The sequence below is a fragment of the Bradyrhizobium sp. SZCCHNS2022 genome, assembly GCF_032377575.1.
Taxonomy (GTDB): Bacteria; Pseudomonadota; Alphaproteobacteria; order Rhizobiales; family Xanthobacteraceae; genus Bradyrhizobium; species Bradyrhizobium aeschynomenes.
This window is the reverse complement of sequence record NZ_JAUHHZ010000001.1, coordinates 3116976-3142772: the sequence shown is the minus strand read 5'-3', so window position 1 is coordinate 3142772 and position 25797 is coordinate 3116976. Positions and strand designations below refer to the sequence as shown.

The 25797-nt window shown below is 65.6% G+C and carries 19 protein-coding genes; 12 read left to right on the top strand and 7 right to left on the bottom strand.

The features are described 5' to 3' along the window. The first annotated feature begins 30 nt into the window (after positions 1 to 30). From QXZ94_RS13965 to asnB, 4 genes are all read left to right on the top strand, one after another. Positions 31 to 1362 carry a glycosyltransferase family 4 protein gene (locus QXZ94_RS13965; RefSeq protein ID WP_315720889.1) on the top strand — a complete coding sequence of 444 codons (1332 nt, stop codon included), beginning with the start codon at positions 31 to 33 and terminating at the stop codon, positions 1360 to 1362. Continuing rightward, the gene (locus QXZ94_RS13960; RefSeq protein ID WP_315720888.1) at positions 1359 to 2399 is read left to right on the top strand and encodes a Gfo/Idh/MocA family oxidoreductase; all 1041 of its coding nucleotides are present in this window, start codon (positions 1359 to 1361) and stop codon (positions 2397 to 2399) included. Before QXZ94_RS13965 ends, QXZ94_RS13960 begins: the two co-directional genes overlap by 4 nt. Further along, on the top strand, positions 2396 to 3427 hold the full coding sequence (locus QXZ94_RS13955) for an NAD(P)-dependent oxidoreductase (protein ID WP_315720887.1): 1032 nt from the start codon (positions 2396 to 2398) through the stop codon (positions 3425 to 3427). The genes QXZ94_RS13960 and QXZ94_RS13955 overlap by 4 nt, the downstream gene beginning before the upstream one ends. Before the next feature lie 103 nt (positions 3428 to 3530). Next, positions 3531 to 5471, top strand: coding sequence for an asparagine synthase (glutamine-hydrolyzing) (gene asnB / locus QXZ94_RS13950; RefSeq protein WP_315720886.1), 1941 nt, complete (start codon positions 3531 to 3533; stop codon positions 5469 to 5471). 39 nt (positions 5472 to 5510) lie between these two features. Here the strand turns inward: asnB and QXZ94_RS13945 are convergent, their stop codons facing one another. The 3 genes from QXZ94_RS13945 to QXZ94_RS13935 form a co-directional block, all read right to left on the bottom strand. Further along, complete coding sequence (locus QXZ94_RS13945; protein ID WP_315720885.1) at positions 5511 to 6368, bottom strand: SDR family NAD(P)-dependent oxidoreductase; 858 nt, start codon at positions 6366 to 6368, stop codon at positions 5511 to 5513. A 174-nt stretch (positions 6369 to 6542) separates the two neighbouring features. Then, the gene (locus tag QXZ94_RS13940) at positions 6543 to 7820 is read right to left on the bottom strand and encodes an acyltransferase (protein WP_315720884.1); all 1278 of its coding nucleotides are present in this window, start codon (positions 7818 to 7820) and stop codon (positions 6543 to 6545) included. Positions 7821 to 7896: 76 nt separating this feature from the next. Continuing rightward, positions 7897 to 8847 (bottom strand): glycosyltransferase, encoded by a 951-nt coding sequence (locus QXZ94_RS13935; protein WP_315720883.1) that lies wholly within the window; start codon positions 8845 to 8847, stop codon positions 7897 to 7899. A gap of 215 nt (positions 8848 to 9062) precedes the next feature. Here QXZ94_RS13935 and QXZ94_RS13930 point away from each other — a divergent pair, with 215 nt between their 5' ends. Next, entirely contained in the window at positions 9063 to 11051 is a 1989-nt protein-coding gene (locus QXZ94_RS13930; protein WP_315720882.1) for a glycosyl hydrolase family 28-related protein, read from the top strand. Positions 11052 to 11090: 39 nt separating this feature from the next. Here the strand turns inward: QXZ94_RS13930 and QXZ94_RS13925 are convergent, their stop codons facing one another. Then, positions 11091 to 12485: an O-antigen ligase family protein gene (locus QXZ94_RS13925; RefSeq protein ID WP_315720881.1), complete on the bottom strand. Its 1395-nt coding sequence runs from the start codon at positions 12483 to 12485 to the stop codon at positions 11091 to 11093. A gap of 303 nt (positions 12486 to 12788) precedes the next feature. Between QXZ94_RS13925 and QXZ94_RS13920 the strand changes: the two genes are divergently transcribed. Further along, entirely contained in the window at positions 12789 to 13994 is a 1206-nt protein-coding gene (locus QXZ94_RS13920; RefSeq protein WP_315720880.1) for a WecB/TagA/CpsF family glycosyltransferase, read from the top strand. A 160-nt stretch (positions 13995 to 14154) separates the two neighbouring features. Continuing rightward, positions 14155 to 14415, top strand: coding sequence for a hypothetical protein (locus QXZ94_RS13915; protein ID WP_315726256.1), 261 nt, complete (start codon positions 14155 to 14157; stop codon positions 14413 to 14415). Positions 14416 to 14425: 10 nt separating this feature from the next. Here QXZ94_RS13915 and QXZ94_RS13910 read toward each other — a convergent pair whose 3' ends face one another. Together QXZ94_RS13910 and QXZ94_RS13905 are read right to left on the bottom strand one after the other, a co-directional pair. Beyond that, on the bottom strand, positions 14426 to 16786 hold the full coding sequence (locus QXZ94_RS13910) for a polysaccharide biosynthesis tyrosine autokinase (RefSeq protein WP_315720879.1): 2361 nt from the start codon (positions 16784 to 16786) through the stop codon (positions 14426 to 14428). A 248-nt stretch (positions 16787 to 17034) separates the two neighbouring features. After that, positions 17035 to 18003, bottom strand: a complete 969-nt coding sequence (locus tag QXZ94_RS13905) for a helix-turn-helix domain-containing protein (RefSeq protein ID WP_315720878.1) — start codon at positions 18001 to 18003, stop codon at positions 17035 to 17037. Positions 18004 to 18144: 141 nt separating this feature from the next. Between QXZ94_RS13905 and QXZ94_RS13900 the strand changes: the two genes are divergently transcribed. The 5 genes from QXZ94_RS13900 to QXZ94_RS13880 all read left to right on the top strand — a co-directional run bounded on the left by QXZ94_RS13900 (position 18145) and on the right by QXZ94_RS13880 (position 24177). Beyond that, on the top strand, positions 18145 to 19362 hold the full coding sequence (locus QXZ94_RS13900) for an amino acid ABC transporter substrate-binding protein (protein WP_315720877.1): 1218 nt from the start codon (positions 18145 to 18147) through the stop codon (positions 19360 to 19362). Positions 19363 to 19440: 78 nt separating this feature from the next. Beyond that, positions 19441 to 20316: a branched-chain amino acid ABC transporter permease gene (locus QXZ94_RS13895; RefSeq protein WP_172113329.1), complete on the top strand. Its 876-nt coding sequence runs from the start codon at positions 19441 to 19443 to the stop codon at positions 20314 to 20316. After that, a complete protein-coding gene (locus QXZ94_RS13890) occupies positions 20313 to 21986 on the top strand; it encodes a branched-chain amino acid ABC transporter ATP-binding protein/permease (protein ID WP_315720876.1) in 1674 nt (557 codons plus the stop codon). Before QXZ94_RS13895 ends, QXZ94_RS13890 begins: the two co-directional genes overlap by 4 nt. Beyond that, on the top strand, positions 21979 to 22716 hold the full coding sequence (locus tag QXZ94_RS13885) for an ABC transporter ATP-binding protein (RefSeq protein WP_172185507.1): 738 nt from the start codon (positions 21979 to 21981) through the stop codon (positions 22714 to 22716). The genes QXZ94_RS13890 and QXZ94_RS13885 overlap by 8 nt, the downstream gene beginning before the upstream one ends. A 9-nt stretch (positions 22717 to 22725) precedes the next feature. Beyond that, positions 22726 to 24177, top strand: coding sequence for an aldehyde dehydrogenase (locus QXZ94_RS13880; RefSeq protein ID WP_172113331.1), 1452 nt, complete (start codon positions 22726 to 22728; stop codon positions 24175 to 24177). A gap of 859 nt (positions 24178 to 25036) precedes the next feature. On the opposite strand, the gene QXZ94_RS13875 is transcribed toward QXZ94_RS13880, so the two are convergent. Beyond that, complete coding sequence (locus tag QXZ94_RS13875; protein WP_315720875.1) at positions 25037 to 25261, bottom strand: hypothetical protein; 225 nt, start codon at positions 25259 to 25261, stop codon at positions 25037 to 25039. Positions 25262 to 25797 lie beyond the last annotated feature (536 nt).

Genomic DNA, 25797 nt, shown 5'->3' with positions numbered 1-25797 from the left:
ATATCGTTGTAATTCAATATTTAAACGGCCATGGACCACCGCACCTCGAGCCCTGACGTCATCGACCCCATGCCTGCGCCGCCGACCGGCGATGCATGGAGGTTGCGTGGGCGCGGGCCCGATCGGCGCCGTCTCAGCATCCTCTGCGTCTCGCACATGCCGGCGAGCCCGCCGCGCTTCGGGGCGCAGGCGCGCATGCATGGGCTGATGACGCAGCTCGCGCGCCGCCACGATCTCACGGCGGTGATGCTGGTCGACGACGCCTTCGACATCGACGAGTGCCGCCAGGCGATGCAGGCCTATTGCCGCGACGTGGTTCTCGTCCGCAATCCCTACGGCCGCGACGGTCTTGCCAAGCGGCTTCTGCAACTGCGATCGATGGTGTCGGGCCGGAGCTTCGACCGGCTGCGGGTCGCGCTGCCCGACTTGCAGCGGGTGCTGGACCGGGTGTTGCGTGCGACCCGCTTCGACGTCGTCAATCTCGAATTTCCCTATCTGGGTCATTGCGACCTGCGGCAGGCTCCGGCCGGAGAGCCTCCCCCGCGGCTGATCGTGGACTCGCATGAGATTGCGTATGATCTGGCCCGGCAGTTTGCGGAAACAGGTGCGAGCCTCGGCCGCCGTCTCTATGCCGGAGCGAACTGGCGCAAGCTCCGGCGCGAGGAGCTCGCCGCCTATGGCGGCGCCGACGGCGTCTGTCTCTGCAGCACCGACGACGAGAAGCGTCTCCACGAGGACCTTCCGCGCACCCGCACGGCGGTGATCCCCAACGCCGCCGACATCGCGTTCTATCAGCCGCGCGGCACCGATCCAGCGCCGGACGGACGCACGCTGGTCTATTTCGGGCTGCTGTCGACGGTGCCGAACATCGATGCCGTCATGCACTTCGTCCAGGACATCTGGCCTGGTGTCGCCGCGCGGCATCCCGACGCGCGCTGCAAGATCATCGGCGGCCGGCCGCCGGCATCGCTGCTGGCGCTGGCCGGACCGCGCGTCGAACTGACCGGCTTCGTGCCCGACCTTCGGCCGCATCTGGCGGCTGCGGCGGCCGTGGTCGTGCCATTGCGGCTCGGCGGCGGCACGCGGCTGAAGATCGTGGAAGCGATGGCCATGGGCAAGGCGATCGTCTCGACCAGCCTCGGCGCAGAGGGAATCGACGCGAAGCCCGGCCGCGACATTCTCATCGAAGATGATCCGCGCGGCTTCGCCAGGGCCGTCAGTCGATTGCTCGCGGAGCCGGATCTGGCGGCGCGCATCGGTGGCGCCGCGCGCGATCTCGCCGTGGAAAAATATGCCTGGAGCGCGGCGGCTCGGGCGCTGGAGAGCTTCTACTACGACATCCTGGAGGCCACTCCGTCATGAAGGCCGCGCTCATCGGAGCCGGGCAGATCGCCCGCCAGCATCTGGCCTGCCTCAATACGCTGCCCGGCGTTCAACTGGCTGCCATCTGCGACCTGTCGCCGGCCACCGCGGAAGCCGCGGCCGAACGCTACGCCATTCCATCCTGGTTCACCGATTACCGCGCGATGCTCGAGACCGTTCGACCCGACGTCGTGCACGTGACGACGCCACCGACCTCGCATTTTCGCCTGGCGATGGATGCGCTCGAGGCGGGTGCGCATGTGATCGTTGAGAAGCCGGCGACCTCGACCTTCGAGGAGCTGCAGACGTTGATCTTGCGCGCCAAGCAGACCGGCCGCCATGTCGTCGAGGACTACAACTACGTCTTCAACCGGGCCCCGCAGGAGATCCTGCGCCGCATCGAGAGCGGCGAGTTCGGCGCGGTCACCCATGTCGACGTGCTGATCTGTCTCGACATCCTCGGCCCCGGCGGCTTTGCCGATCCGAACTCGCCGCATCCGGCGCTCAAGCTCGCCGGCGGCGCGATCGCCGATTTCCTGCCGCACCTCGCTTCGCTGTCCCATGCGTTCGTCGGGCCGCACCGCAGCGCGCAGACGGTCTGGAGCAAGCGCAAGCCGTCGCCGCTACCGTTCGACGAGTTCCGCAGCGTGGTGGAGGCCGAACGCGGCACGGCCACGCTCAGCTTCAGCGCCAGCGCCCAGCCGGACGCGTTCTGGCTGCGCGTCTATGGCGAACGGATGCAGGCGACGGCCAATCTGTTCGAGACGCGGCTCACCTTCGATGGACCGCGCAACGTGCCGAAGCCGCTGCGACCGTTCTTCAGCGGCCTGGAGGAGGGCAGCGACATCCGGCGTGCGGCGCTGTCGACATTGCTGCGCAAGTTCAAGGGACCCGGCGCCTATGAAGGGCTGTGGGAGTGCCTGGCGCGTACCTATCAGGCACTCGCGGCCCGAGCCGTTCTGCCGATCACGGTCGAGGACGTTCTCGCGGTCAATCGGATGGTCGAGGCCATGAAGCCGACGGAGCAGGGAATATGAAGGCTCTCGTCACGGGCGCCAATGGTTTTCTCGGACGGCATGTCGTCGATGCGCTGCTCGCCCGCGGCGTCGAGGTCCGGGCCATGGTGCGTCCGGCGACCCGGGTCGAAGCTCTCGGCTGGCCGGCGTCGGTCGATGTCGTCAGGGCCGACCTGCGCACCTCGCGCGATCTCGTGGATGCTTTCGAGAACGTCGATGTGCTGATTCATCTGGCGGCCGTGGTCTCCGGCGGCGAGGACGCGCAATTCGCCGGCACCGTCGGCGGCACCGAGCGGCTGCTCGACGCGATGGCCGGCAGCAACTGCCGCCGGCTCGTCCTGTGCAGCAGCTTCTCGGTCTACGACTACACGGCCGCACGCGGTGTCCTCGACGAGGCCTCGCCGCTGCAGCAGACGCCCGATGTCTACACGCGTGGCGGCTACACCGTCGCGAAATGGTGGCAGGAGCGGGTGACGCGCCGCTCTGTCGAGCAGCATGGCTGGGATCTTACCGTGCTTCGCCCCGGATTCATCTGGGGCCGCGACCACGGCTATCTCGCGGCGCTGGGACAGCAGATCGGACGACATCACGTGGTGATCGGGCCGCTGACGCGCATCCCGATGACCCATGTCGAGAATTGCGCCGACGTTTTCGCGCTCGCCGCCGTGGATCAGCGTGCCCGGGGGCAGACGCTCAACATCGTCGATGGCCCCGGTGAGCACGTCTGGTCGTATCTGTCCGACTACATGCGCGGCACGGGCGAACGCGGCTGGCGGCTGCCCGTTCCGCACTGGCTCGCCAGCGCCGTGATACGGCTGGCGTTCGTCACCTTGTTCAGGCAAGCGACCAAAGTGCCGGCAATCCTGACGCCGAAGAAGTTCGATGCAATGCTCAAGCCGCTGCATTTCGACAATCGCAGGCTGAGGGAGACGCTCGGCTGGACGCCGCCGCTGAGCTATCAGCAATGCCTGGCACGCACCTACGGCCCTGTGCCGGTGCCCACTGAAGCGCCGGCGTCGTGGTCGTCCGGAACGGCGGCTTCGATTTGAGGGCCGCGCGCGCGACCCCGGACTGGGATCGTCGAGCCCAGCAGGCTCGACGTCGTTGCCCATCTCTCGTCTTGACCTCGCGCATTGCAGACGGACTTCCCTGATGTGTGGCATTGCTGGGATCATTGGCCGGGTCGACGACGACAATCGCGCAGCGCTGCAGCGCATGAACGACGCCATGCTCCACCGGGGTCCCGATGCCGGAGGGACGTGGGTCTCCGAGCCGGATGAGCGAGGCTGGGGTGCGCTGCTCGGCCACCGTCGCCTTGCCATTCTCGATCTCTCGCCGGCCGGTGTGCAGCCCATGACAGATCCGGTCACCGGACATGTCATCGTCTTCAACGGTGAGATCTACAACTTCGCCGATCTGCGGCAGCGCCTGGCCGCGGAGGGGCAGACGTTCAACTCGACGGGCGATACCGCGGTGATGCTGCGCGCGCTCGGCCTGCACGGCCCTGAGGCCGTGGCCTGGCTGCGCGGCATGTTCGCGTTCGCCTGCTGGGATCCGAAGCAGCGCCGGCTGCTGCTGGCGCGCGATCCGCTCGGCATCAAGCCGCTCTACGTGGCCCGTGCGGCGAGTCCCGACGCGGGCTGGTCGCTGGCGTTCGCGTCGGAGCTGCGCGCGCTGCTGGCGTCGGGCCTTCTCGGCAAGCCGCAACTCGATCCGCAGGCCGTTTCCAGCGGCGTTTGGAACGGCTTCGTGGTCGGGCCGGGAACGGCGGTCAAGGGCGTCGAGTTGTTGCCTCCCGGTCATCTCACCGCTTTCGACGGGGTCGGCCGCACGGTTCGCGACGAGGATTTCTGGACCATCCCCGGCCATGCGCCGCAGCAAGGCATGGACGAAGAGCAGCTCGCCGCCATTCTCCAGGACACGCTGGGCCTGCATTTGGCCAGCGACGTGCCGCTCGCGGTGTTCCTCTCCGGCGGCGTCGATTCCTCCGTCATGGCCAATCTGGCTCAGCGTGCGGCCAAGAGCCCGATCCACACCTTCACGCTCGCCTTCGAAGAGCAGGAGCTGAACGAGGGGCCGATCGCGCGCCGCATTGCGGGGGCCATCGGCACCGAGCACCATGAGGTGGTGCTGACCGAGCAGCACTTCGTCGACAATCTCGATGCAGCGCTCGACAGCCTCGACCAGCCGACCTTCGATGGTCTGAATGCCTACTACATGTCGCACGCGATCCGCGGCGCCGGCTTCACCGTGGCCTTGTCGGGCACGGGCGGCGACGAGTTGTTCGGCGGCTACACGTCCTTCCGCGACTTGCCGGTTCTGCAGCAATGGTCGCGGCGCACGGCGTGGTTGCCCGACACTCTGAAGGTCGCCGCAGCGGCGCTGGCCTTGCGCATGCTGTCGCCGTCCGGCGGCGCCGTCGCGCCGCAGACGCGCTGGGCCAAGCTGCCGGACATGGTTCGGCGTAGCGACGATCTCCTGGCGCTCTATCAGATGGCCTATGCGCTGTTCCTTCCCGGCTTCCAGCGCGAGCTGCTCGCGTCCGACCTCGTCGCGACGTTGAACGACGGTCTGCCGGCGGCGATGAAGGCGAAGATCACCGCGGAGACCCGCGCGCGCACGCCGCTATCGGCGATCAGCGTGATGGAGCAGCGCCTGTTTCTTGGCGAGCGCCTGCTGCGCGACAATGACGTGGCGAGCATGGCAGCCTCGTTGGAGCAGCGCGTACCGCTGGTCGATCAGGTGCTGTTCGAAAGCGTCGACCGGCTGCCCGAGCCGACGCGCTACGAGCCGCTGCGCAGCAAGGCGATGCTCCGGCGCATCGGCCTGCGCGGCCTCGACCTCTCGCTGTTCGATCGCCCCAAGAGCGGCTTCGTGCTGCCGCTGGATCGCTGGATCCGGCGCGGCTTGCAGGATGCGATGGACGAGACCTTGCGCGATCCGCAGGCGATCGCGGCAGTGGGTCTTGCGCCCGCGGCGGTGGAACGGCTCTGGCGCGCCTTTCTCGATGGCGCCCCGGGAATCTATTGGTCCCGCGTCTGGTCGATCTACGTGTTCGTCCGCTGGTGCCACCGCCACCGCGTCTTCCGCTGACGGAAGACGAGCGAGGCGCCGGCATCGACGCCGGACCGCTCAGGCCTCCGGCATGACGATTCCGCCGCACACCGGCACGCGCACCCCCGTGACGAAGCTTGCGAGGTCGGAGGCCAGAAAGGCGATCATGTTGGCGACGTCCTGGTCGTAGCCACGGCGTCCAAGCGGCACGGAGCGCTCATAGAGCGGCTGCACCTCGTCGCGGTCGCGGCGGTCCTTGTCGGAGATGACCCAGCCCGGCGCAACCTGATTGACCGTGATGCCGTGTTCTCCGAGTTCTTTCGCCAGCGAGCGCAGCATGCCGTCCATCGCGCATTTGGCTGCGGTGTAGGGCGCGCGGTTCGGCAGCGCCAGACTCGTCATTTCCGTGCCGAGCGAAATCAGGCGCCCCCATCTGCGCTCGATCATCGGGCCGGAAAACACCCGTGCGGTCGCCCAGGCCTGCAGGACGGAGGAGCGAAACACCCGATCGAACTGGTCGGCCGTCTGATCGACGACGGGGCGCTCGTCGAACCAGGTCACCGCATTGTTCACGACGATGTCGACCGGGCCGAGTTGGCTCTCCGCGATCCCGCGCATTGCCTCGACATCCTCGAGCTTTGCAACGTCACCCGAGACCGTGCAGGCGCGCTGTGGGGCGAGTTCGTTCAACTCGTCGCGCAGTCGCTCGGCGGTATCGCGTGCCGTCAGGTAGTGGATGGCGACCTTCGCGCCGCAGGCCGCCAAGGTTCGTGCGATCGGCCGGCCGATTTCTCCCGCCGCACCGGTGACGAGCGCGACCCTGCCCGACAAATCGATCTGCAGCGGCGACCTCAGGGGCTTCAGCGCCGGGTCGTCCGGCAGGGGGCCCAGCGTATTTCGTCGAATTCGTCGTGCAACAGCGCTCGCGATCCGCATACGCCGGCCTCCAACCATCATTCAATGTCAACGGAACGACATTAAATGGCCGGCGCACGAATTAAATTACACAATTTGCCGCATTCTACCTGACGATGGCTCGGCAGATTGGCGGATGCCCGGCGCTGCTCGTGCCGCGTGCTGCGATGTCGTGTTCTGATTCCGCCGGAGTGATCAGGACGCGTGCGTCGTCGGGCTCTCGACGAGACGATCGCGAAGCTGCCAGCTTTTGCGGCTCGAGTCCTGCGCCTGCTCGGTGGCCGGGGCGCCGGCTGGCGCAGGCCTGAACCTGTGCCTGAGCTGCCTGAAATACGGCTCGATGAAACGTTCGATCGCAGCCGCATAGACCACCGCGATCAGGAGCGTCAGCGGAAAGAGCAGATAGGGCTTGGCTGCGATCGCGGGGACATTCTTGTCGATGGTTCGGATCACGACATTGTGGATCAGATAGATCGCATAGGAGTAGGTGCCGAGCGTCATCATCCAGGAACGGTTGAGCTCACGGAACAGCGGCGCGTCGGCGAAACGGACGGCGAGGTAGAATAGCGGCATCAAGGCCAGTCCCTGAATGCTGTAGCGGGCCGTCTCCCGAAAGGTCGGGTCGCGGTAGAGCAGGGAGAGCAGCAGCACGGCCGCGGCGCCCAGCAGCAGCGCCCAGTGCGCTGCCGACATCGCGCCGTGTTCCCTCCGTTGCCGCATCGGATTCGTCATGAGCGCCAGGATGCAGCCATAGGCGATCGAGTCGATGCGCGTATCCGACCCGTAATAGGTGCGGTCGGAGAAGAAGCCGGGCGCGTGCACCAGATGGATGCGCCAGGCGAGCACGGCGAGACAGACGAGCCCGAGCAGCACGCCGATGGTGCGGGGGCGCAGTGCAGACCCGAGCAGCACGATCATCAGCAAGGGATAGGCGATATAGAAATGCTCCTCGACCGCAAGTGACCAGAGAATGCCGGTGCCGTCCGGAACCGTATTGCCGGGATCGAAGAACAGGCCATAGTAGTTGGCGAAATAGAGGAGCTGCGCCGCCAGCCCCTTGGCGGTGATCCCGCCATCCAGCAGGCCGGTAAAGGTGAGCCCATAGGCGATCGCCAATGTGAGCAGCAAGGGCGGCATCAGCCGGAACACGCGCCGTGCGTAGAAGCTTGGGACGTTGATGGTCGAGGTGCGCTCGTGCTCCGACAGCATGAGCGTCGAGATCAGAAATCCGCTCAGGAAGAAGAAGATCGTGACTCCAAAGCCGCCTGGAATCACCGTCTGAAGCCCGGAATGGCCGAGAACGACGATCAGGACCGAGAGCGCGCGGATGCCGTCCAGGGAGGGAATGACCGGAGAAGGGCCGGCTTGCCCATTCGTTGCGGCGGCCGTCTCTGCAGATGAGACGCCGTCACCCGGATCCCCGAGCGGAGCGGACAACGAGGCGGCGCGAAGACGGCTGAATGCGAAATTCATGGCCATGATATCCGGTCGAGCCCGAGAATGATTTGCTTCGCAAAAGGTCGCTTCATCGCCGCGGTCCGCGGGCCGATCATCTGGTGTCGGCGAGGGGGTGACTGGCTTGCCAGAGCCGGGCCCGCTCGGCATTGATCCGTGCCGTCGCGGCACGCTTGCCCAGCCGCAGACAGGCGCGCTGATAGGTACGGAGGAAGCGTCGAAACTCCGGATCGTCGTAGCGCGGCAGGCCCTTCAGCCAGCTCCGGAAATAGCCCCACAACATGGCGGTGCTGCCGATCAGTGCAGGATAGGCGGGCAGGTGATAGACGGCGACCGCGAGGTGATAGAGCGGTGATGTGCCCATGAAATACTGGCCGAAACCCTTGCGCAGACGTCCCGTCCAGATGCCCTTGTGGCTTGCGCCCTGCGGACGCAGATGAATGAAGCGCAGCGGCTCGGTGTCGACGCTTTCGGCAATCCAGCCGAGCATGCGGCAGCGGTGGCAGTCGATGCCGTCCCACATCACCTGGCGCACGAAGCCGCCGATCTCCTGGAAGCAGGCCACGCGGTAGAACTTGGTCATGCCGACCGACATCTCGTCGCCGCAGACCTCCGGCTCGAGGGCGCCGGTTTGCGGGTGGACGAACCATGGCTTGCCCGATGTGGTTCCGACGCGCGGATCGGCCTCCATGCGCGCCATCAGCAGCTCGAAGTAGCGCGGGGGCAGGTCGAGGTCCATGTCGAGCTTGCACAGATAGTCGTAGTCCTCGAGCCGGACGGTCTCGAGGCCCGCATAGAACGCCTCGATCACGCCGGGGCCGACCTTGCGTCCGCCGCGGTCGGCGCGGCGCACGACGCGCAGATAGGGCAGGCGCCTCGCATACTCCTCGAGAATGGCTGGGGTCTGGTCGGTCGAGCCGTCGTCGACCACGATCCACAGCGTCGGCGGCACCGTCTGGGCCGCCACGCTGTCGAGCGTGCGGCGCAGATACTCAGCCTCGTCCCGGCACGGCGAGATCAGCAGATAGCGTCGCGATGGCGTCACGGTCAAAATCCCTTGCAGAAGGCGGCTGGTCGAATGTGAGGCCCGTCGAGCTGCGTCGCTCACGACTTTCAATAATTTAAATCCTGATTTAATATTATGACATGCGGCGTGTCAAAATCATGGTGATTTTAAATCTTGGCGGGTGCCGGCGGACCCGGACGAGGCGGATGGAGGCGGCATGCGGCGAGGCCGCTGGGAAGGCCCAGGGGTGGGCCTTGCCGTTCGCGTCGAGCCGTCTTCCACGCGGCTGGATCTTCAGCGCGGCCGCGCTCGCGGTGCTCAGCCTTGGCGGCGTTGCCGAAGCCGCCGAGCCGCCTGGGTTGCCGCCAGCATCGGACCGCAGTCTGTTGCCGGCGGATCGCTGGGTCGCCTGGAATCCGGGCTTGATGTCGTCGGGGGGCATTCCGAACCGCACCACCATCTACCGGACGCTGTCTCCAAGCGGCGCAGATGACACCGGTGCGATCCAGGCGGCGCTCGGCGCTGCGCCGGCCGGGCAGGTGGTAATGCTAGGACCCGGCACATTCATCGTCAGCGAACCGTTGCTGATCAGCCGCCCGGTGACGTTGCGCGGCTCCGGTGCAGGCACGACTCGGCTGGTAAAGCCGAACGGGGCCCGCGCCAGAACGTCAGCGGTCATGGCCGGTACCCGGGGAATCCTCACACCTGTCGACCCCGGCTCGTACAGCTATGATCCGAAGCCGGTCATCATCGTCGGACCCTCGCGTTGGAACAACGGCCCCGACAGCACGGCCTCGCAGAACCTGGCGGCTGACGGCGCGCAGGGCGCGACGACGATCATGGTGGCCGGCACAGCGAATTTCAAGGTCGGCGACGTCGTGCTGCTCGATGAGACGTCGGGCGCATCATGGCAGGCGACGCCGGCAGGCTTCCCGGGGACAGCGAAAGTCTGGCAGGGCGATCGCGTCGCCTGGAACATGCATCACCCGGTCCAACCGGGCGACGACAATGGCGGCTCCAATGCGGCAGGACCGTATGACCAGACGCCCGGCGTGCTCCCGAAGTCGATGTCGTGGTTCGCGCGGACCGACCGGGCGACCGCCGAGATCAAGCAGATCGCATCCGTCTCGCCCACCACGGTCACGTTCACCTCACCCCTGACGATCAGCTACCGCGTCAGCCATCAGGCGCAGCTCACGCCCTACAGCACCGACCCGAACAGTGGGGGTCACGCTGCCAACAATCGCGACATCCACATCGCCAATGCGGGCGTCGAACATTTGAGCATCCTGGGTGGTGCGGATGGCGCCCTGCGGTTCGAGGCCGCCGCCTATTCATGGGCCAAATCCATCGAAGTGACGCAGTGGCTCGGTGAAGGCGTCGCGATCAACAACTCGTTCCGGATCGAGCTGCGCGATTCCTATATTCACTCCGGGTCGTGGCCTCAACCGGGTGGTGCCGGATACGCCATCAGTCTCGCTCTGGGCTCGTCGGAGGTGCTGGTCGAGAACAACATTCTTGTCGATGTCTGCAAGAACATGGTGTTTCGCTCCGCAGGTGCAGGCACCGTCGTCGGCTACAACTACGCCGACGATTCGTTCGATTTCGACAATCCCGGTTGGGTCGAGGTCGGCATCAATGCGTCACACATGGCCGGCTCGCATCACGTGCTGTTCGAGGGCAACCTGTCTCACAACGCCGACAGCGACTACACGCATGGCAACGCCATCTATCTGACCTTCTTCCGCAACCATCTGACCGGGCAGCGTCAGCGTTTCGTCGACCGATCCGGAATTCGCACTGTTGGCCTCGCCTATGGATCGTGGTGGGACTCCTTCGTCGGCAACGTGCTCGGACGCCCGGGGCGCATGGGCGGCTGGGTCTATGACGATCCGTCGATGCGGGCAAACGTTGCCCGTTGGGGGCAGGGCGGGGCAGGCAACATCTGGATGCTCGGCTATGATCCGGAACGATGGACGATGGCTCCGGATCCGAAGACGTTGGCGACGGTGATCCGCGGCGGCAATTTCGATTATCTCACCAATCAGGTGGTTTGGACCGATGGCCTGCCCGCGCAGCCGCTACCGGCCTCGCTCTATCTGCGGGCCAAGCCCGGCTTCTTCGGCGACCATCGCTGGCCCTGGGTCGATCCGGTTGCCGAGACCAAGCTTCACGTGCTTCCGGCAAAGGCCAGGCTCGATGCCGGGGCGCCCTTCGCCGCGGCGCCAGGAGCAACGCAATAGACCGTCCCGATGCTCGCTACGAGGGCGCGGCGGCGTCCGTCATGTGCGGATGCCGAGCCGAGGCCGCCACGCGAGTCGCGCACGGACGGAGCCAATCGATTGCCTGGACGCTGATTGACGGGAGGGCATGCTCAGCGGCGACCGGCGCCAGTATCGCGCGGCTTCGACCGTGACGAGCACGAACACGACCCAGGAGACGTCGAAGGCGCGGAGCCACAAGGTCTCGAGGAAGTTGTAGAACATTACGAACAACGCGACCGACAGCAGGATCCATGCTCGCTTGGCGTCATGTTTCATGACACGCCCGATGACGTGTACAGTGGTCACGAGAAAGACGAGCAGGAACGTGAGGCCGACGTAGCCGAGCTCCAGCATCGCATCGTAGTAGCCATTGTGCGAGTTCGGCATGGCTTTCACCCAGCCAGGGGCCTCGGTGATGCTCGGCGCGTCCGCTCCGACCAGCCAGAAGCTCTGATAGCCCCATCCGAGCAACGGCCTCTGCGCGATCTGCGTTTCGGAGAAGGCCCAAATGGTCGTTCGGCCCGTGAAACTGGAATCGCCCGTCAACAGATAGGCGATCCGGCCGGTGTTGAAGCCGGCGAGCTGGCCGATCACGAAGTAGCTCAGAACGATGACTGCGAGCACGAGGACGGGCGCAAGCCGCAGCGCGCGCGCCGTCACGAGCGTCAGCATCGCCAGGACGGGGGCGAGGAGCGCAAGACCAAGCGCCGTCTTGGAGCTGGACAGGAAGATCAGGACGACCGCTCCGGCGGCAACCAGGAGCCCGAGCAGACGACGATGGCCGGGATAGAGCAGCTCGTGGACCGACAGCAGAAAGGCGAGCGCGGCAAACTCGCCCAACAGGTTCTTCCCCGAGAAATAGCCCTGATAGCCGATGTCCACCAGAGCCGTGCCGTATTGCGCGTAGGTGGCGTAGCCGCCGGGGATCAGCAGCACGTTCAGGATCGCCCCGATCGCAAAGCAGGCGAACATGCCGCGCAGAAGGTCCGCTCTCGGATTCGACAACAGGGCCGGCAGCACCACGGCGGTCAGCACCATCGCTTCCTGAACGAAACGGACGAAGGCGAACTCCGGCTTGAAGGCCCAGGCGACGCTGGCGCCGGCCAGACCAAAGTATACGCAGAGGCTGACGATGTTGGGCGGCGCGGTCAGACGGGTCCCGCGCGCCAGGCGCTGCGCGGCGACGATGATGGCGACCGCGGCCAAAGCGGGCCAGAAGATCCGGTTCTCCGTGCGGCTTTCCAGCAGGCCTTGAAGCCCGGGCGACGGCGGAAAGCTGAAATAGATCAGCGGCTGAATGAGCGACGAATAGGCGAAGGCCAGGACCGGGATCACCGCGCAGATGTCGAACGCGCCCGCAGAGGAGCGCGGCGCCGCGGCCGTTGAGGATGTCGTCAGCTGAAATCTGGGCATCCGAGTTCTGCTTCCAAACTGTCCGAATGGACCATCCGGCGGGCCGCCCCGCGGCAGGTCCTGTGAACATTATCCCGATGCGGTTTTAAATAAAGACGTTTCGTCGAGGCCTCTGCGCATTGCCGGGTGGCTGCCGGAAATATGCTCTTTCTTTCACAGATAAACCACATTAAATAAATCAAATGATTTAAAATTAAATGATCGATTTTTGGGGCTGTCCCGCTCTTCGGGGGGCCGGCGCCGCCGTCGGGATCCATAAGGCGGCCATCCTCGTGCAGCGGACAGATTGAGGGAGTTCGGTCGATGCTCACCACGCAGGAGTTGCAGGAGGTCGGGCGATCCTCCTATCGCGTGGGCGGTCAGAGCACGGGCCGCGGACGGCCCGAAGTCGACGCGGTGACGCTCGATCCGGCGGTCCACGACGACTTGTCGCGCGACGTCTATTGCATCCTCGGAGTGCCGATCGACGCCATCGGCATGCGCGGTGTGCTCGGTCGCATTCGCGACGCGGCTCGCTGCAAGACCCGTTTGTTGATCTCCACTCCCAATCTCAATTTCCTGGTCGCGAGCCAGTGGGACCGGAGCTTCAGGCAGTCGCTGATCCTGAGCGACCTCTGCACAGTCGATGGCATGCCGGTGGTGTGGATCGCCCGGCTCATCGGCATTCCGATCAAGAGCCGCACCGCCGGTGCCGACATCTTCGATGCGCTGAAGTCGGACGCCGGGTCTGCAGACGCTCTCAAGCTGTTTCTGTTTGGCGGACCGCAGGGTGCCGCAGAACGTGCTGCGCGGACGCTGAACGGCGAGCCGGGCGGGCTTCGCTGTGTCGGCTGGTCGAACCCGGGCTACTGCTCTGCCGAGGAGATGAGCCGGGATCATATCATCGAGGAGATCAACGCCAGTGGTGCGGACTTCCTGGTTGCGTCCTTGAGCAGTCAGAAGGGGCAATCCTGGCTGCTGCGCAACCACGACCGGCTCGCGATTCCGATACGCGCCCATCTGGGCGCCGCGCTCAACTTCCAGGCCGGTACGGTCAGGCGGGCGCCGTCGGTCCTGCGCAGCCTGGGCCTGGAGTGGATGTGGCGCATCAAGGAGGAGCCTTATCTCTGGCGACGCTACTGGAACGACGGGACCGCGATGCTGGGGCTGCTGTTCACTCACGTGATGCCCTTCGTGCTCTGCACCTGGTGGATGCGGCGCACGCATGAGCGCGGGGAGGCGCTGACGATCACGCAGGACCATGGCGCGCGGGTGGTGACCTTGAGCCTCTCCGGGCCGGCAGATGCACGTCACGTCGACCGGGCCATTCCGGTATTTCGTGCCGCAGCTGCGGCCCGCAAGCGGGTGACGGTCGATTTCTCCAATGTCTGCGCCATCGATGCGCGCTTCCTTGGGCTGCTGCTGATGCTGAGGAAGCAGCTGGAGGCTCAGGGCTGCGTTGCATCCTTCGTCGGAGTCTCGCCGCTGATGGCGAGAATATTCCGCTTCGGCGGCCTGGATCTTTCCTGAGGCCGCTGCCGTTCTGAGCTCTCGCCGACGGGCCGCGAGCAGCTTTTTCCGCGGTGCAGTGTTGCCGCCATGCGCTTGCCCGAATCCGCCCGAGCGGCTTAGCTCATCGCTAACCATTCGCCGCTAGCCTCTCGACACGGCCGAGGAGGCATGAAGATTGATGTGGGTGATCGCGCTTCATTTCGGGGCCGGGGCAGTTGCGGGAGCGATCTTCAACGTTCGCACGCTGATTGTGCTCGTCGCCCTCGTCGCCGTGGAGTGCATCGCGGTTGCGGCCGCGAGCGGCCTGTCGACTGCGCTTCTGTCGGCCGGCGGTCTGGTTGCCGTCCAGGTCGGCTATCTCGTCGGCATCTATCTCCGCAGCGTCCTCGAGCGTGCCGGCCTCGCCCATCCCTCCATCCGGCCCGAGCATCAGCGCTGATTGCGCCCGTTCATTCGGCCATGACGCGCCCGTAGCGGGCGTAATATTCATGGTTGTAGTAGTCGCCGAAGTGGTTCGCATAGAGCTTCAGCGCCTTCATGTCGGTCTTGTTGAGCACGACCCCGAGCAGCGCGTCATAGACATTCGGCGCCGTGTTCAGTGCATGCTCGACCACCTCGGCCGGTGTCCGCCCCCATTCGACGACGAGGACGAAGCTGTCGAGCAGCCCCGAGACGGCGCGCGCATCGGCAACCGGCGCGAGCGGCGGAAGATCGACGATGACGTAGTCGTAGCTCTCACGCAGCCGCTCGAACAGCTTGCGCATCTGCTCGTTGGCCAGGATGTCACTGGTGTCGCGATGTGCCGCGCCCTTGCCGGGCAGGAACTGCAGCCGCGTCACTGGATCGGTCCAGACGGCGTCTTCGAGCCGCTGCGCGCCCGAGACGACGTCGGCGATGCCCATGCCGGCGTCGGGAGCGAGCATGCCGGAGAGGGACGGGTTTCTGAGATCGCAGTCGACCACGATCACCCGCTTTCCCGAGCTGGCAATCGACTGCGCGAGCGAGGCAGCGATGATCGATTTGCCCTCGTTTGGCAGCGCGGAGGTGAGTCCGAACACCTTCCGCGACGTCCGGCTCGGATCCTGATCGATCGCGACCTTCAGCGAGCGGATCGATTCCGCGAACCGAGAGGAGGGCATGGCTGATGCGGCCCAGCACGTTCCCGCGCCTCTTGCGACCAGGCGCGGGCTGCAATCCGCGTCCGCCTTGTCGACCGAGCCCGGCGCGGCCTCCTTGGTGATCCTGTTGACCTCGTCCTGCTTCAGCAGGGGCACGACCGAGAGACAGGGCAGACGCAGACGATCTTCGACCTGATGGGTGGTTCGGAAGCTGCGATCCCGCACTTCTCTCAGCAGCCCCAGGCCGCCGCCGAGCGCAAGGCCGCCGAACAGCCCGATCGCCAGCAGCATGATCGACTTCGGCTTGCTCTTCTTCTTCGGGGGCGTCGCGGCGGAGATGACGCGGGCCTTCGTGATCGGAAACGAGCCCTGCTGGACCGAGCCCATGTAGCGCTGCAGGAAGGTATCGTACAGCGCGCGGTATCCCTTGGCGCTGGTCTCGAGCTCGCGGATGCTGACCTCGGCGGCCCGGGTGTCCTGCGATCGGGCCACGGCCTGCGCCAGCTGCTTTTCGACCTCTTGCTGCTGCTGCTTGGCTTCCGCATAGTCGTGCCTGGCGACGTCGGCAAGGCGTCGCACCTCGTCGAAGATCGCCTGGCGGATGCTCTTCATCGCGGCGCGGATGTTGACGACGGCCAGATGGTCCTTGCCGTATTTGGCGGCGTACTCGTATTCCCGCTTCGCATTGTCGAGATATTGCTGACGCAGGCTGTTGATGATCAGCGTGCTGTTTGAATTGCTGAGCGACAGCCCGTCGGGCGGATTGAGATTGCCGCTCAGCTCGGCCGGGGAGAAGTCAGAGACCGCAGCAAAGCTCTCGATCGGCGTGTCGGCATTGGTCGCGGCCAGCATCTCGTCGAACCGGTTGAGCCGGGTCATCAGCGAGGCCGTATGCGTCCGGGCGGCGACCAGGCGGTTGGTCAGTTCGGTGACCTGCTGCTGATCGATGAACTTGCCGTCGGCCGTGACGATGTTGTGCCGGCTCTTCAGATCGTTCACGGCGCGCTCGGCCGCGGTGGCGTCGTTGCCGAGGTCCTGTAGACGATCGTGCAGCCATGCCGTGACGGTGCGGTGCTCGTTGGCCTCCGCCTTCAGCTGCTGGTCGAAATATTCCTTGACGATCGCATTGGCGATCATTGCGGCCCGCTTCGGATCGCTGGCGCTGAAGTCGACTTCGACGACGGTGCTGGTGCCGATCCTGAAGGCGTTCATGCGACGCTGAAACTCGTCGAGCAGGTCGTCCATGGATGGCGTCGTCGGCTCCGGCGTGGCGCTCACCAGCCGGCGGATGGCATCCACGGCGCCATGCAGGGGGCTCGCTTTGCCGCTGAAGTCGGGATCATCGGCCAGGTTCAGCTTGGTGATGACGGCCGTCGCGATCGACTTGGATTTCAGGATCTCGATCTGGGATTCCATGTCGAGCGGCGGATCGTCCTGCGCCGGCTGCGGCTGCAGGACGGGGGGCTTGGCGCCGCCCAGCATGATCTTCACGTCCGCCGAATAGGTCGGCGGCACGATCTTGAGAACGGCGAAGCTCGCAGCGAGCGAGACTGTGGCGGTGATCGCGATCACGAGATAATGCCGGCGCAGGAATCCCAGCGCCAGATCAAATGGTCCGGGGCCGGCCCGCTCCCAGCCATGGTCCTGTTGAGGATTGTAGGCAACTGCGCTTGCGTTGGGATTGTGCAGCATGTTTTTGAAGCTTCATCAGTTGCGCTGCGGACGTCGGAGCCGTCCGGATGCCTGCCAAGACAAGGATTTGATGTGTTGGGTCATTAAATTATCAGAGGGGGCGCTTGATTTAATTTATATTAAATCTAATTTTGCCCAGCAAGTGGCCTTTTAAAATTAAATAATGTCTGTGGCAAAAGCATGTGGCGCCGCGGGATGCCGGCATGAGGTTGTCGGGGACGGACCTGATCTTGCTCGGGCCGGGCGCGTCACGGCCAATCCGCGAAATCGAGAACGGCGCGGGCTTGTCCGGCGGTTCGTTGCGACGAGACCCCCTTGCGCCACGCCCCCGGTGCCTGTCCGGTGTGCTTGACGAAGAAGCGGTTGAAATAGGCGCTGTCCTTGAAGCCCAGTGCGAACGCGATCTGCTTGATCGTCGCGGTGGTGGTCTCCAGGCGGGTCGCAGCCTCCTGGACGACGCGCTGCTGGATCAGCGCGCTCGGCGAGCGCTTCAGCGCGCCGGTGCACAGCGCATGCAGGCGGTCCGGCGTGACGCCGAGCAGGGCTGCGTAGTCGGCCACGCGCAATTGCTGATGAAAGCGTTCCTCGACCAGCCGGCGGAAGCGGCTCAGGATCTCGGCGCTCGAGCCTTGCGCCTCGCCGGCGCTCTCGTCGGCGAACAGCCTCCAGAAGCGCAGCACGCACAGGGTCAGCTCCGCCGACAGGATCGAGACGGCGCCGCGCCTGGCCGGATTTTCGAGCTCCGCGGCGATGGCCGCGATCGAGCGCGCCATCACTGCTGCAAGCTCGGCTGAGACGGCGAACGCCAGAACGGCTTCGGTGCCTGCGAGGTCGAGATAGGCCGGCTCGGCCGAGGACGGCAGATGGCGGTGCCAGAGGCCGGAGCGCAGCCGAAGCAGGTGACCGGCCGCGCCGGCCGCGATGTCGAGCTGCTCGGCGCATCCTGCCGGCAGCCAGACCAGCGAAGGACCGCTCCAGATCGGCATCTCCTCGGCTGTGAAGCGCACCGAGGCTTGTCCCGTCGACAGGCAGAGCAGGTGAATGAAGGGCCGGGCGGCGTCGGAGCGGAGCGACCAACGCCTCGGCTCGAAATGCGAGGAAATGGCCTCGGCGCCGACCGTGGCGGGGTTGCCGCGCGGCGGGCGCAGGGCCAGGGCCGCGTCATTGTGCGCGGCCGCCGGGCCAGAAAAGTACACTCTTTTGCCGGAACTGTCCATTGCGCCACCCAAGCCCGCGGTGTTTCCCTCGTCAAGCCCCCAACGACCGCAAACAAAAACCGCGGACCGAGGCGGGGAGCAGAGGAACGTCAATGCTTCACCCGCGCAGCGCGCGCGTGAACACCGGAGGAGGACAAACGGATGACTTCGACGAACCGTCGTCAGTTGTTGCGCATCGCGGGGGCCGCGGCGATCGCGGCCGGCTTTGGCGCCACGGCCGCGCAGGCCGAAACCGACAAGATCCGCATCGGTTACGCCATTTCCAAGACCGGCCCCTATGCCGGCGGCGCCGGCATCACCACGCTGCCCAACTACCAGCTGTGGGTGAAGGACGTGAACGCGGCGGGCGGCATCAAGCTCGGCGACAAGAAGCTGCCGGTCGAGATCGTCGAATATGACGACCGCAGCTCGTCGGAGGAGGCGGTGAAGGCGATCGAGCGCCTCGCCAACCAGGACAAGGTCGATTTCATCCTGTCGCCCTGGGGCACCGGCCTCAACCTCGCGGTTGGTCCGACCCTCAACAAGCTTGGCTATCCGCATCTCGCGGTCACCTCGGTGACCGACAAGGCGCCGGAGCTCGCCAAGCGCTGGGCCAATGCCACCTTCTGGCTCGGCACCTCGGCGCAGATCTCCAACGGCCTCGCCGAGCTGCTCGGCAAGCTCAAGAGCGAGGGCAAGATCGGCGGCACCGTGGCGATGGTCAGCGTCGCCGACCAGTTCGGCATCGAGCTCGCCGCGGCCGGACGCGAGGCGTTCAAGAAGGCCGGGCTGACGATCGCCTATGACAAGACCTATCCGATGGGCTCGCAGGACCTGCAGCCGCTGCTGAAGGATGCGATCGCGGCCAATGCCGATGCCTTCATCGCCTTCAGCTATCCGCCGGATACGATCGGGCTGACCGAGCAGGCGCAGCTGCTGAAGTACAATCCGAAGGTGTTCTATGTCGGCGTCGGCACCGCGTTCCCGCTGTTCAAGGGCAAGTTCGCCGCCAACAGCGACGGCGTGATGGGGATCGGCGGCTGGAATGCCGATTCTCCGCCGCTGAAGGACTATCTTGCCCGCCACAAGGCCGCGACCGGGCAGGAGCCCGATCGCTGGGCGAGCTCGATCACCTATGCGAGCCTTCAAGTGTTGCAGCAGGCGATCGAGAAGGTCGGCAAGGTCGATCGTGCGGCGGTCGCCAAGGAGATCCGCGAGGGCTCCTTCGATACCATCATCGGCAAGGTCAAGCTGAAGGACGGCCTGCTGCAGGAGGTCTGGAGCGTCGGCCAGTGGCAGAACGGCGAGTTCTACGCGCTGTCGCCGGCCTCGCTGCCGGGCGCCCGCGCGGCGGTCGTGCCGAAGCCCGAGTGGAAATAGCCGAGACGAGACCGTGAGCTTGCGGGCGCGCGTGATGTCATGCGCGCCCGCGGGCCTCGCGCAAGAGGCACCCATCCCATGCTGCTGTTCGACATCCTGTTGCCCGGCCTCGTGCTGGGCGGCATGTATGCCCTGATCGCGCTCGGCCTGACGCTGCAATATGGCGTCGCGCGGATCATGAACCTGTCCTACGGCGAGTCGCTGGTCGCGGCCGCCTTCGGCACGCTGTCGCTGTATTCGGGCCTCAAGCTCAGCCCGCTGCTGGCGCTCGTGCTCGCGATCCCCGCGGCCGCACTGCTCAACTGGCTGCTCTATCGCCTGCTGCTGCAGCGCCTGATCCGCCGCAGCAAGGATCGGGGCGCGCAGGAGGTCGACAGCATCCTCGTGACGTTCGGCGTGCTGTTCGTGATCCAGGGCGTCATGCTGGTCGCGTTCGGTGGTCAATACTACAGCTATAGCTATCTCTCCATTCCGGTGACGGTGCTCGGCTCGACCCTGGCCGTGAATCGCCTGGTCGCGCTCGCTTTCGCCGCGCTGATCGGCACTGCGGTGTATCTCGCACTGACGCGGACGCGGCTCGGCACCGCCGTGCGTGCGGTCGCCGTCGATCCCAACGCCGCGCAGCTCGTCGGCATCGATGTCGGCCAGCTTGCCGGCCTTGCCTTCGCGTTCGGCGGCGGGCTCGTCGCCGCCGGCGGCGTGCTGGTCAGCATGTTTCTCACCTTCAACGCCTCGATGGGCGTCGTCTTCACCATGAAGGCGCTGGTCGTCGTCATCATGGGCGGCGTCGGCAACGTCATGGGCGCGCTGGTCGCGGGGCTGCTGCTCGGCGTGGTCGAGACCGCGGTGGCCCGCCTGGTCGATCCCGGGCTGACCCTGGCGGCGACCTTCGCGCTGTTCCTCGCTGTGCTGCTGATCCGGCCGACCGGACTGTTCGGAAAGGCGGCGTCGTGACCTCGCCCGGAAAAATTCTCGCCTGGTGTATCGGGCTCGCAGTTGCTGCGGCTGCGATCACGCTGCCGCTCTATGCCAACGGCTATTATCTCGCGCTCGGCATCAGCATTCTCTATTTCACGGTGCTGGCGACCGCCTGGGCGATGTTCTCCGGCCCGACCCGCTACGTGTCGCTGGCGACGGCGGCGTTCTTCGGCATCGGCGCCTACACGGCTGCCGTCACCGGTGAAACGCTGAGCTGGCCGCTGCAGCTGCTGACCGCCGCGGGCGTCGGCGCGGTCGTCGCGGCGATCACGGGCCTGTCGACGCTGCGGCTGTCCGGCATCTACTTCATCATCTTCTCGTTCGGCCTCGCCGAGCTGATCCGCCAGCTCGTGATCTGGTACGAGGTCAACATCCACAAATCGGTCGGCCGCTATCTGTTCAGCGACATCACCCAGGAGATGCTGTACTGGCAGCTCTGCGCGCTGACCGCGCTGGTGTTCCTGACCGGCTTCGTGCTGACGCGCTCGCGCTTTGGCCTTGCACTGCGCGCGATCGGCGCCGACGAGACCGCCGCGCGCCATTCCGGCATCGACGCCACGGCGGTGAAGCTTGGCGTCTTCATCGTCAGCGCCGTCTTCATGTCGGTGACCGGCGCGATCATGGCGCCGCGCTGGACCTATATCGATCCCGCCATCGCCTTCAACCCGATGATCTCGTTCCAGGTCGTGATCATGGCGCTGCTCGGCGGCGCCGGCGCGCTGATCGGGCCGGTGCTCGGCGTGATCCCGCTGGTGCTGCTGTTCGAGGTGCTGACCGCGGCGCTGCCCAACCATTTCAGCATCGTGCTCGGTCTGATCTTCATCGGCATCGTCCTGGCGCTGCCGAAGGGGGTGGTCGGGCTGGTCGATCAGGTCTGGCGCCGCGAGCGCAGCAAGGTCGCCGCGGTCAAGCCGCTGTCGGGCGGCGGAACGCTGCTCGCGGCCGAGACCGTCGGCAAGTCTTTCGGTGGCCTGCGCGCCGTCGACAAGGTCAGCCTGGACGTCCGCGCCGGCGAGATCCTCGGCGTCATCGGGCCCAACGGCTCCGGCAAGACCACGCTGCTCAACATGCTCTCCGGAGCGCTGGTGCCGTCGGACGGCACCATCCGCTTCGACGGCGCCGTCATCAACGGCATGGCCGCCCACAGGATCGCGCGGCTCGGGCTCGCCCGCACCTTCCAGCTGGTGCGCGTGATGCCCGATCTCACGGTCGCCGAGAACGTCGCCACCGCGGCGCTGTTCCGCGGCAGCCGCAGCAGCGCGGCGCAAGAATCCATCCACGAGCTGCTGGTGATGGTGGGGCTCGGCGACATGGCCGACAGCCCGGCGGGCGATCTCACCTATATCGACCAGAAACGGCTGGAGCTGGCGCGCGCGCTGGCGCTGCATCCGCGGCTGGTGCTGCTCGACGAGTGGCTGGCCGGGCTCAATCCGACCGAGCTCGAGACCGGCATCGCCCTGATCGCCTCCTTGCGCGCTCGCGGCATCACCATCGTGATGGTCGAGCATGTCATGGATGCGATCCGTGCGCTCTGCGACCGCTGCGTCGTGATGAGCGCGGGCGTCGTGATCGCGCGCGGCACGCCGGACGAGGTGCTCGCCGATCCCACCGTGATAACAGCCTATCTCGGAGAGCCCGATGCTTGAGATCTCCGGCCTGTCGCACGCATATGGCAAGCACCAGGCGCTTGCCGACGTCACCCTGAACGTCGCGCCGCGCGAGATCATCGCGATCCTCGGCGCCAACGGCGCCGGCAAGTCGACCTTGCTGAAGGCGATCGCCGGCCTGATCCGGCCGCGGGCGGGCGCCGTGATCCGCTTCGACGGCTCAGACATCGCGCAGCTCCTGCCGCATCAGATCGTCGAGCGCGGCATCGCGCTCGTGCCGGAGGGGCGCGGGGTGTTCGGCGACCTCACCGTGGCGGAGAACCTGCAGCTCGGCGCCTATCCGGCGCGCGCCCGCGACGGCGAGGACGCGCGGCTCGCCCATGTGCTGGCGCTGTTTCCGCGGCTGACCGAGCGCATGGGCCAGGCGGTGCGCACCATGAGCGGCGGCGAGCAGCAGATGGTGGCGATCGGCCGCGCGCTGATGTCGCGGCCGCAGCTCCTGATGCTCGACGAGCCCTCGCTCGGCCTGTCGCCGCTGCTCAGCCGCGAGGTGTTCCGCGCGCTCAAGACCATCCGGGGCGACGGCGTCGGCATCCTGATGGTCGAACAGAACGCCCGCGCCAGCCTGGATATCGCCGACCGTGTCTATCTGATCGAGCAGGGACGCAATGCCGGCGATGGCGCGGCGTCCGAAATGAAGAGCAACGCCGACATCCAGCGCGCCTATCTCGGCCAGTCGCGCGAACCAGCTACATCCAAGTCCAAGTAGGAGAACCCCATGAACGCAATCAATCTCCTGATTGGCGGCAAGGACCAGTCCGCCGCCAACCAGCGCACCTTCCAGCGCCTCAATCCGATCAGCGGCGAGATCGCGAGCATCGTTGCGGCCGCCTCGATCGACGACGCGCTGCGCGCCGCCGATGCCGCCGCGGCGGCGTTTCCCGCGTGGTCCCGGCTCAGCCCCGGCGAGCGCCGCAAGCGGCTCAGTGCGGCGGCAGACGCGCTGGCGCGCAACGCCGCCGAGTTCACCGCGCTGATGATGGCCGAGACCGGCGCCACCGCCGGCTGGGCCGGCTTCAACGTGCATCTCGCCGAGGGCATGCTGCGCGAGGCTGCGGCGATGACGACGCAGATTTCCGGCGAGGTCATTCCCACCGACGTGCCCGACAATCTCGCGCTCGCCTATCGCCAGCCGGCCGGCGTCGTGCTCGGCATCGCGCCGTGGAACGCGCCGGTCATTCTCGGCGTGCGCGCGGTGGCAATGCCGCTCGCCTGCGGCAACACCGTCGTGCTCAAGGCTTCGGAGATGAGCCCGGGCGTGCACCGGCTGATCGGCGCCTGTCTCCATGAGGCGGGACTGGGTGACGGTGTCGTCAACGTCGTCACCAATGCGCCCGAGGATGCGCAGGCCGTGGTCGAGGCGCTGATCGCGCATCCTGCGATCCGCCGCGTCAACTTCACCGGCTCGACCCGCGTCGGCCGTCTCATCGCGATGGCCTGCGCCAAGCATCTCAAGCGCGCGCTGCTCGAGCTCGGCGGCAAGGCGCCGCTGGTCATCCTCGACGATGCCGATCTCGACGCTGCGGTGAATGCAGCCGCGTTCGGCGCCTTCATGAACCAGGGCCAGATCTGCATGTCGACCGAGCGCATCGTGGTCGACGACAAGGTCGCCGACGAATTCGTCGCGAAGTTCGCCGCCAAGGCGAAGGGCCTGCCGTATGGTGATCCGCGCAAGGGCAATGTCGTGCTGGGCTCGCTGGTCAGCGCCGCCGCCTGCGACCGTGTCGGCACGCTGATCGAGGATGCCGTGGCCAAGGGCGCGGTGCTCGCCGCCGGCGGTCGCGGCACCGGCACGATCATGCCGGCGACCATCGTCGACCACGTGACGCCGGCGATGCGCATCTATGGCGAGGAGAGCTTTGGCCCCGTGGTCACCGTCGTGCGCGTCGGCGGCATCGACGAGGCGGTGCGCGTTGCCAACGACACCGAGTACGGACTGTCGTCGGCGGTGTTCGGCCGCGACATCGCCCGCGCGATCGGCGTCGCCAAGCGCATCGAGTCCGGCATCTGCCACGTCAATGCGCCGACCGTGCATGACGAGCCGCAGATGCCGTTTGGCGGCGTCAAGGCCTCGGGCTATGGCCGGTTCGGCGGCAAGGCCGCGATCGACGAGTTCACCGAGCTGCGCTGGATCACGGTGCAGACCGGCGAACGGCACTATCCGTTCTGAGCGCATCGTCGCCTCGCTTGCTTCGAGCGGCGAGGCGGGGCCCGCGTCCGCAGCGCGCGTTGCACATGCGACGTGACGCTGCGGCCTCGCGGCGCAAAAGCGTCCGAGCTGTCCGGGTCGTTTCGCCCTCGGATATCAAGATGGCGCGGGGAATGCCGGGCGCTGGCCGCACCCATGGCCCGCCTGCGAAAAAAAATGCAGGCTGCAGGAACCACAGGTTCAGCCGAGACATCCCGGCATTCCCCGCGCGATGGTTGGGCGGCTTATACGTCCTCTCCGTCCGCATGTACCTTCGCAATGCTGCGAGCCAATACTGCCAGCGCTTCCCACGTGGTGCGTTGTGGCGATCGCGATACGTCCGTCGCTTCGAGGTGATGTTGTAACGCGTGCTTCGTTTTCGGGCGATCGCACTAAGTCCGGATGCGTGTTCATGGCTTCGTCGGGCTTCCGGTAGGCGAAGATGGGGGGGGCGGAATCAGAATAACTTGCGGCTGCGGCTGTTTGGCGGCTGTGATCGACTGAGACAATGTCGAGGTTAGCGCCTGGATGTCAGTAGTAATTCTGGATGGAAGTTCTCCCACGCGAGAACTCAACTGATCCAACTTGACCAGGGTGTATGAGCCTAACGCTAAAAGTAGTGCCGACACCAAACCGATGCACGACATCAACAGGGTGTGATTGGTTCTCAAGCCCTCGACAATGCCTTCCAACCGTGCGAGCTTTTCACCGTCTCCTCCTGAGGTGCCAGACGATCCGCCACCTCCAAATCTCTGACGAGATTGATCGAGTGCTTCAGCTTGCTCTCTCTGACGCTGTTGAAATGTAACTACATTATTGTCGTTAGCCATTTGACGAAGCCCTAGCTCTTCAGAACGTCGGAAACCTCATTTAGTCTTTTCAGCAAGCCGTCTGTGCGCTTGAAGGATTGCTCTAAAAGTGGAACCATTTCCTCCTTTAATTCGGAGGAGATACTTGGCTCTTTCAAGAGGGTGAGCAAAATACCTCGTAGCTCCAACGTGGCTATCGCATGCTCCAGCATGGCGCTGATGATCAAGTTAAGTGCTCTTTCGGTCTTATCGGTCAATCAAAACCACTCCTGTTGCCTTAGGGTTGAGAGGGCAATAGCTCGGGTTTGTCTTTTCGATCTAAGGCTTGGTACCATGCACGCTTGGCATGAGGAAAGTTTCCCTGGGTAGATTGGAAAATCGCGACGTTCTACTGTAGCGAGAATTCTCTCAACAAGATCAATATTCCGCTTTCCGACGATCCTCTTCTAGCATTCCGCTCGATATCATCCCCCTCGATAAGCGATTTGTTTCTATTTTGTTCTCGCGTGACGCTGCGGCCTCGCGGCGCAAAAGCGTCCGAGTTGTCCGGGTCGTTTCGCCCTCGGATATCAAGAGGGCGCGGGGAATGCCGGGCGCTGGCCGCACCCATGGCCCGCCTGCGAAAAAAATGCAGGCGGCAGGAACCACAGGTTCAGCCGAGACATCCCGGCATTCCCCGCGCGATGGTTGGGCGGCTTATACGTCCTCTCCCCGGGGACCGGCTGTCTTGCCCCCGTAACCGGCGGATCATCACCACCAGCGTGGCCTCAGCGTCGGGAGGCCAGGACCCTAC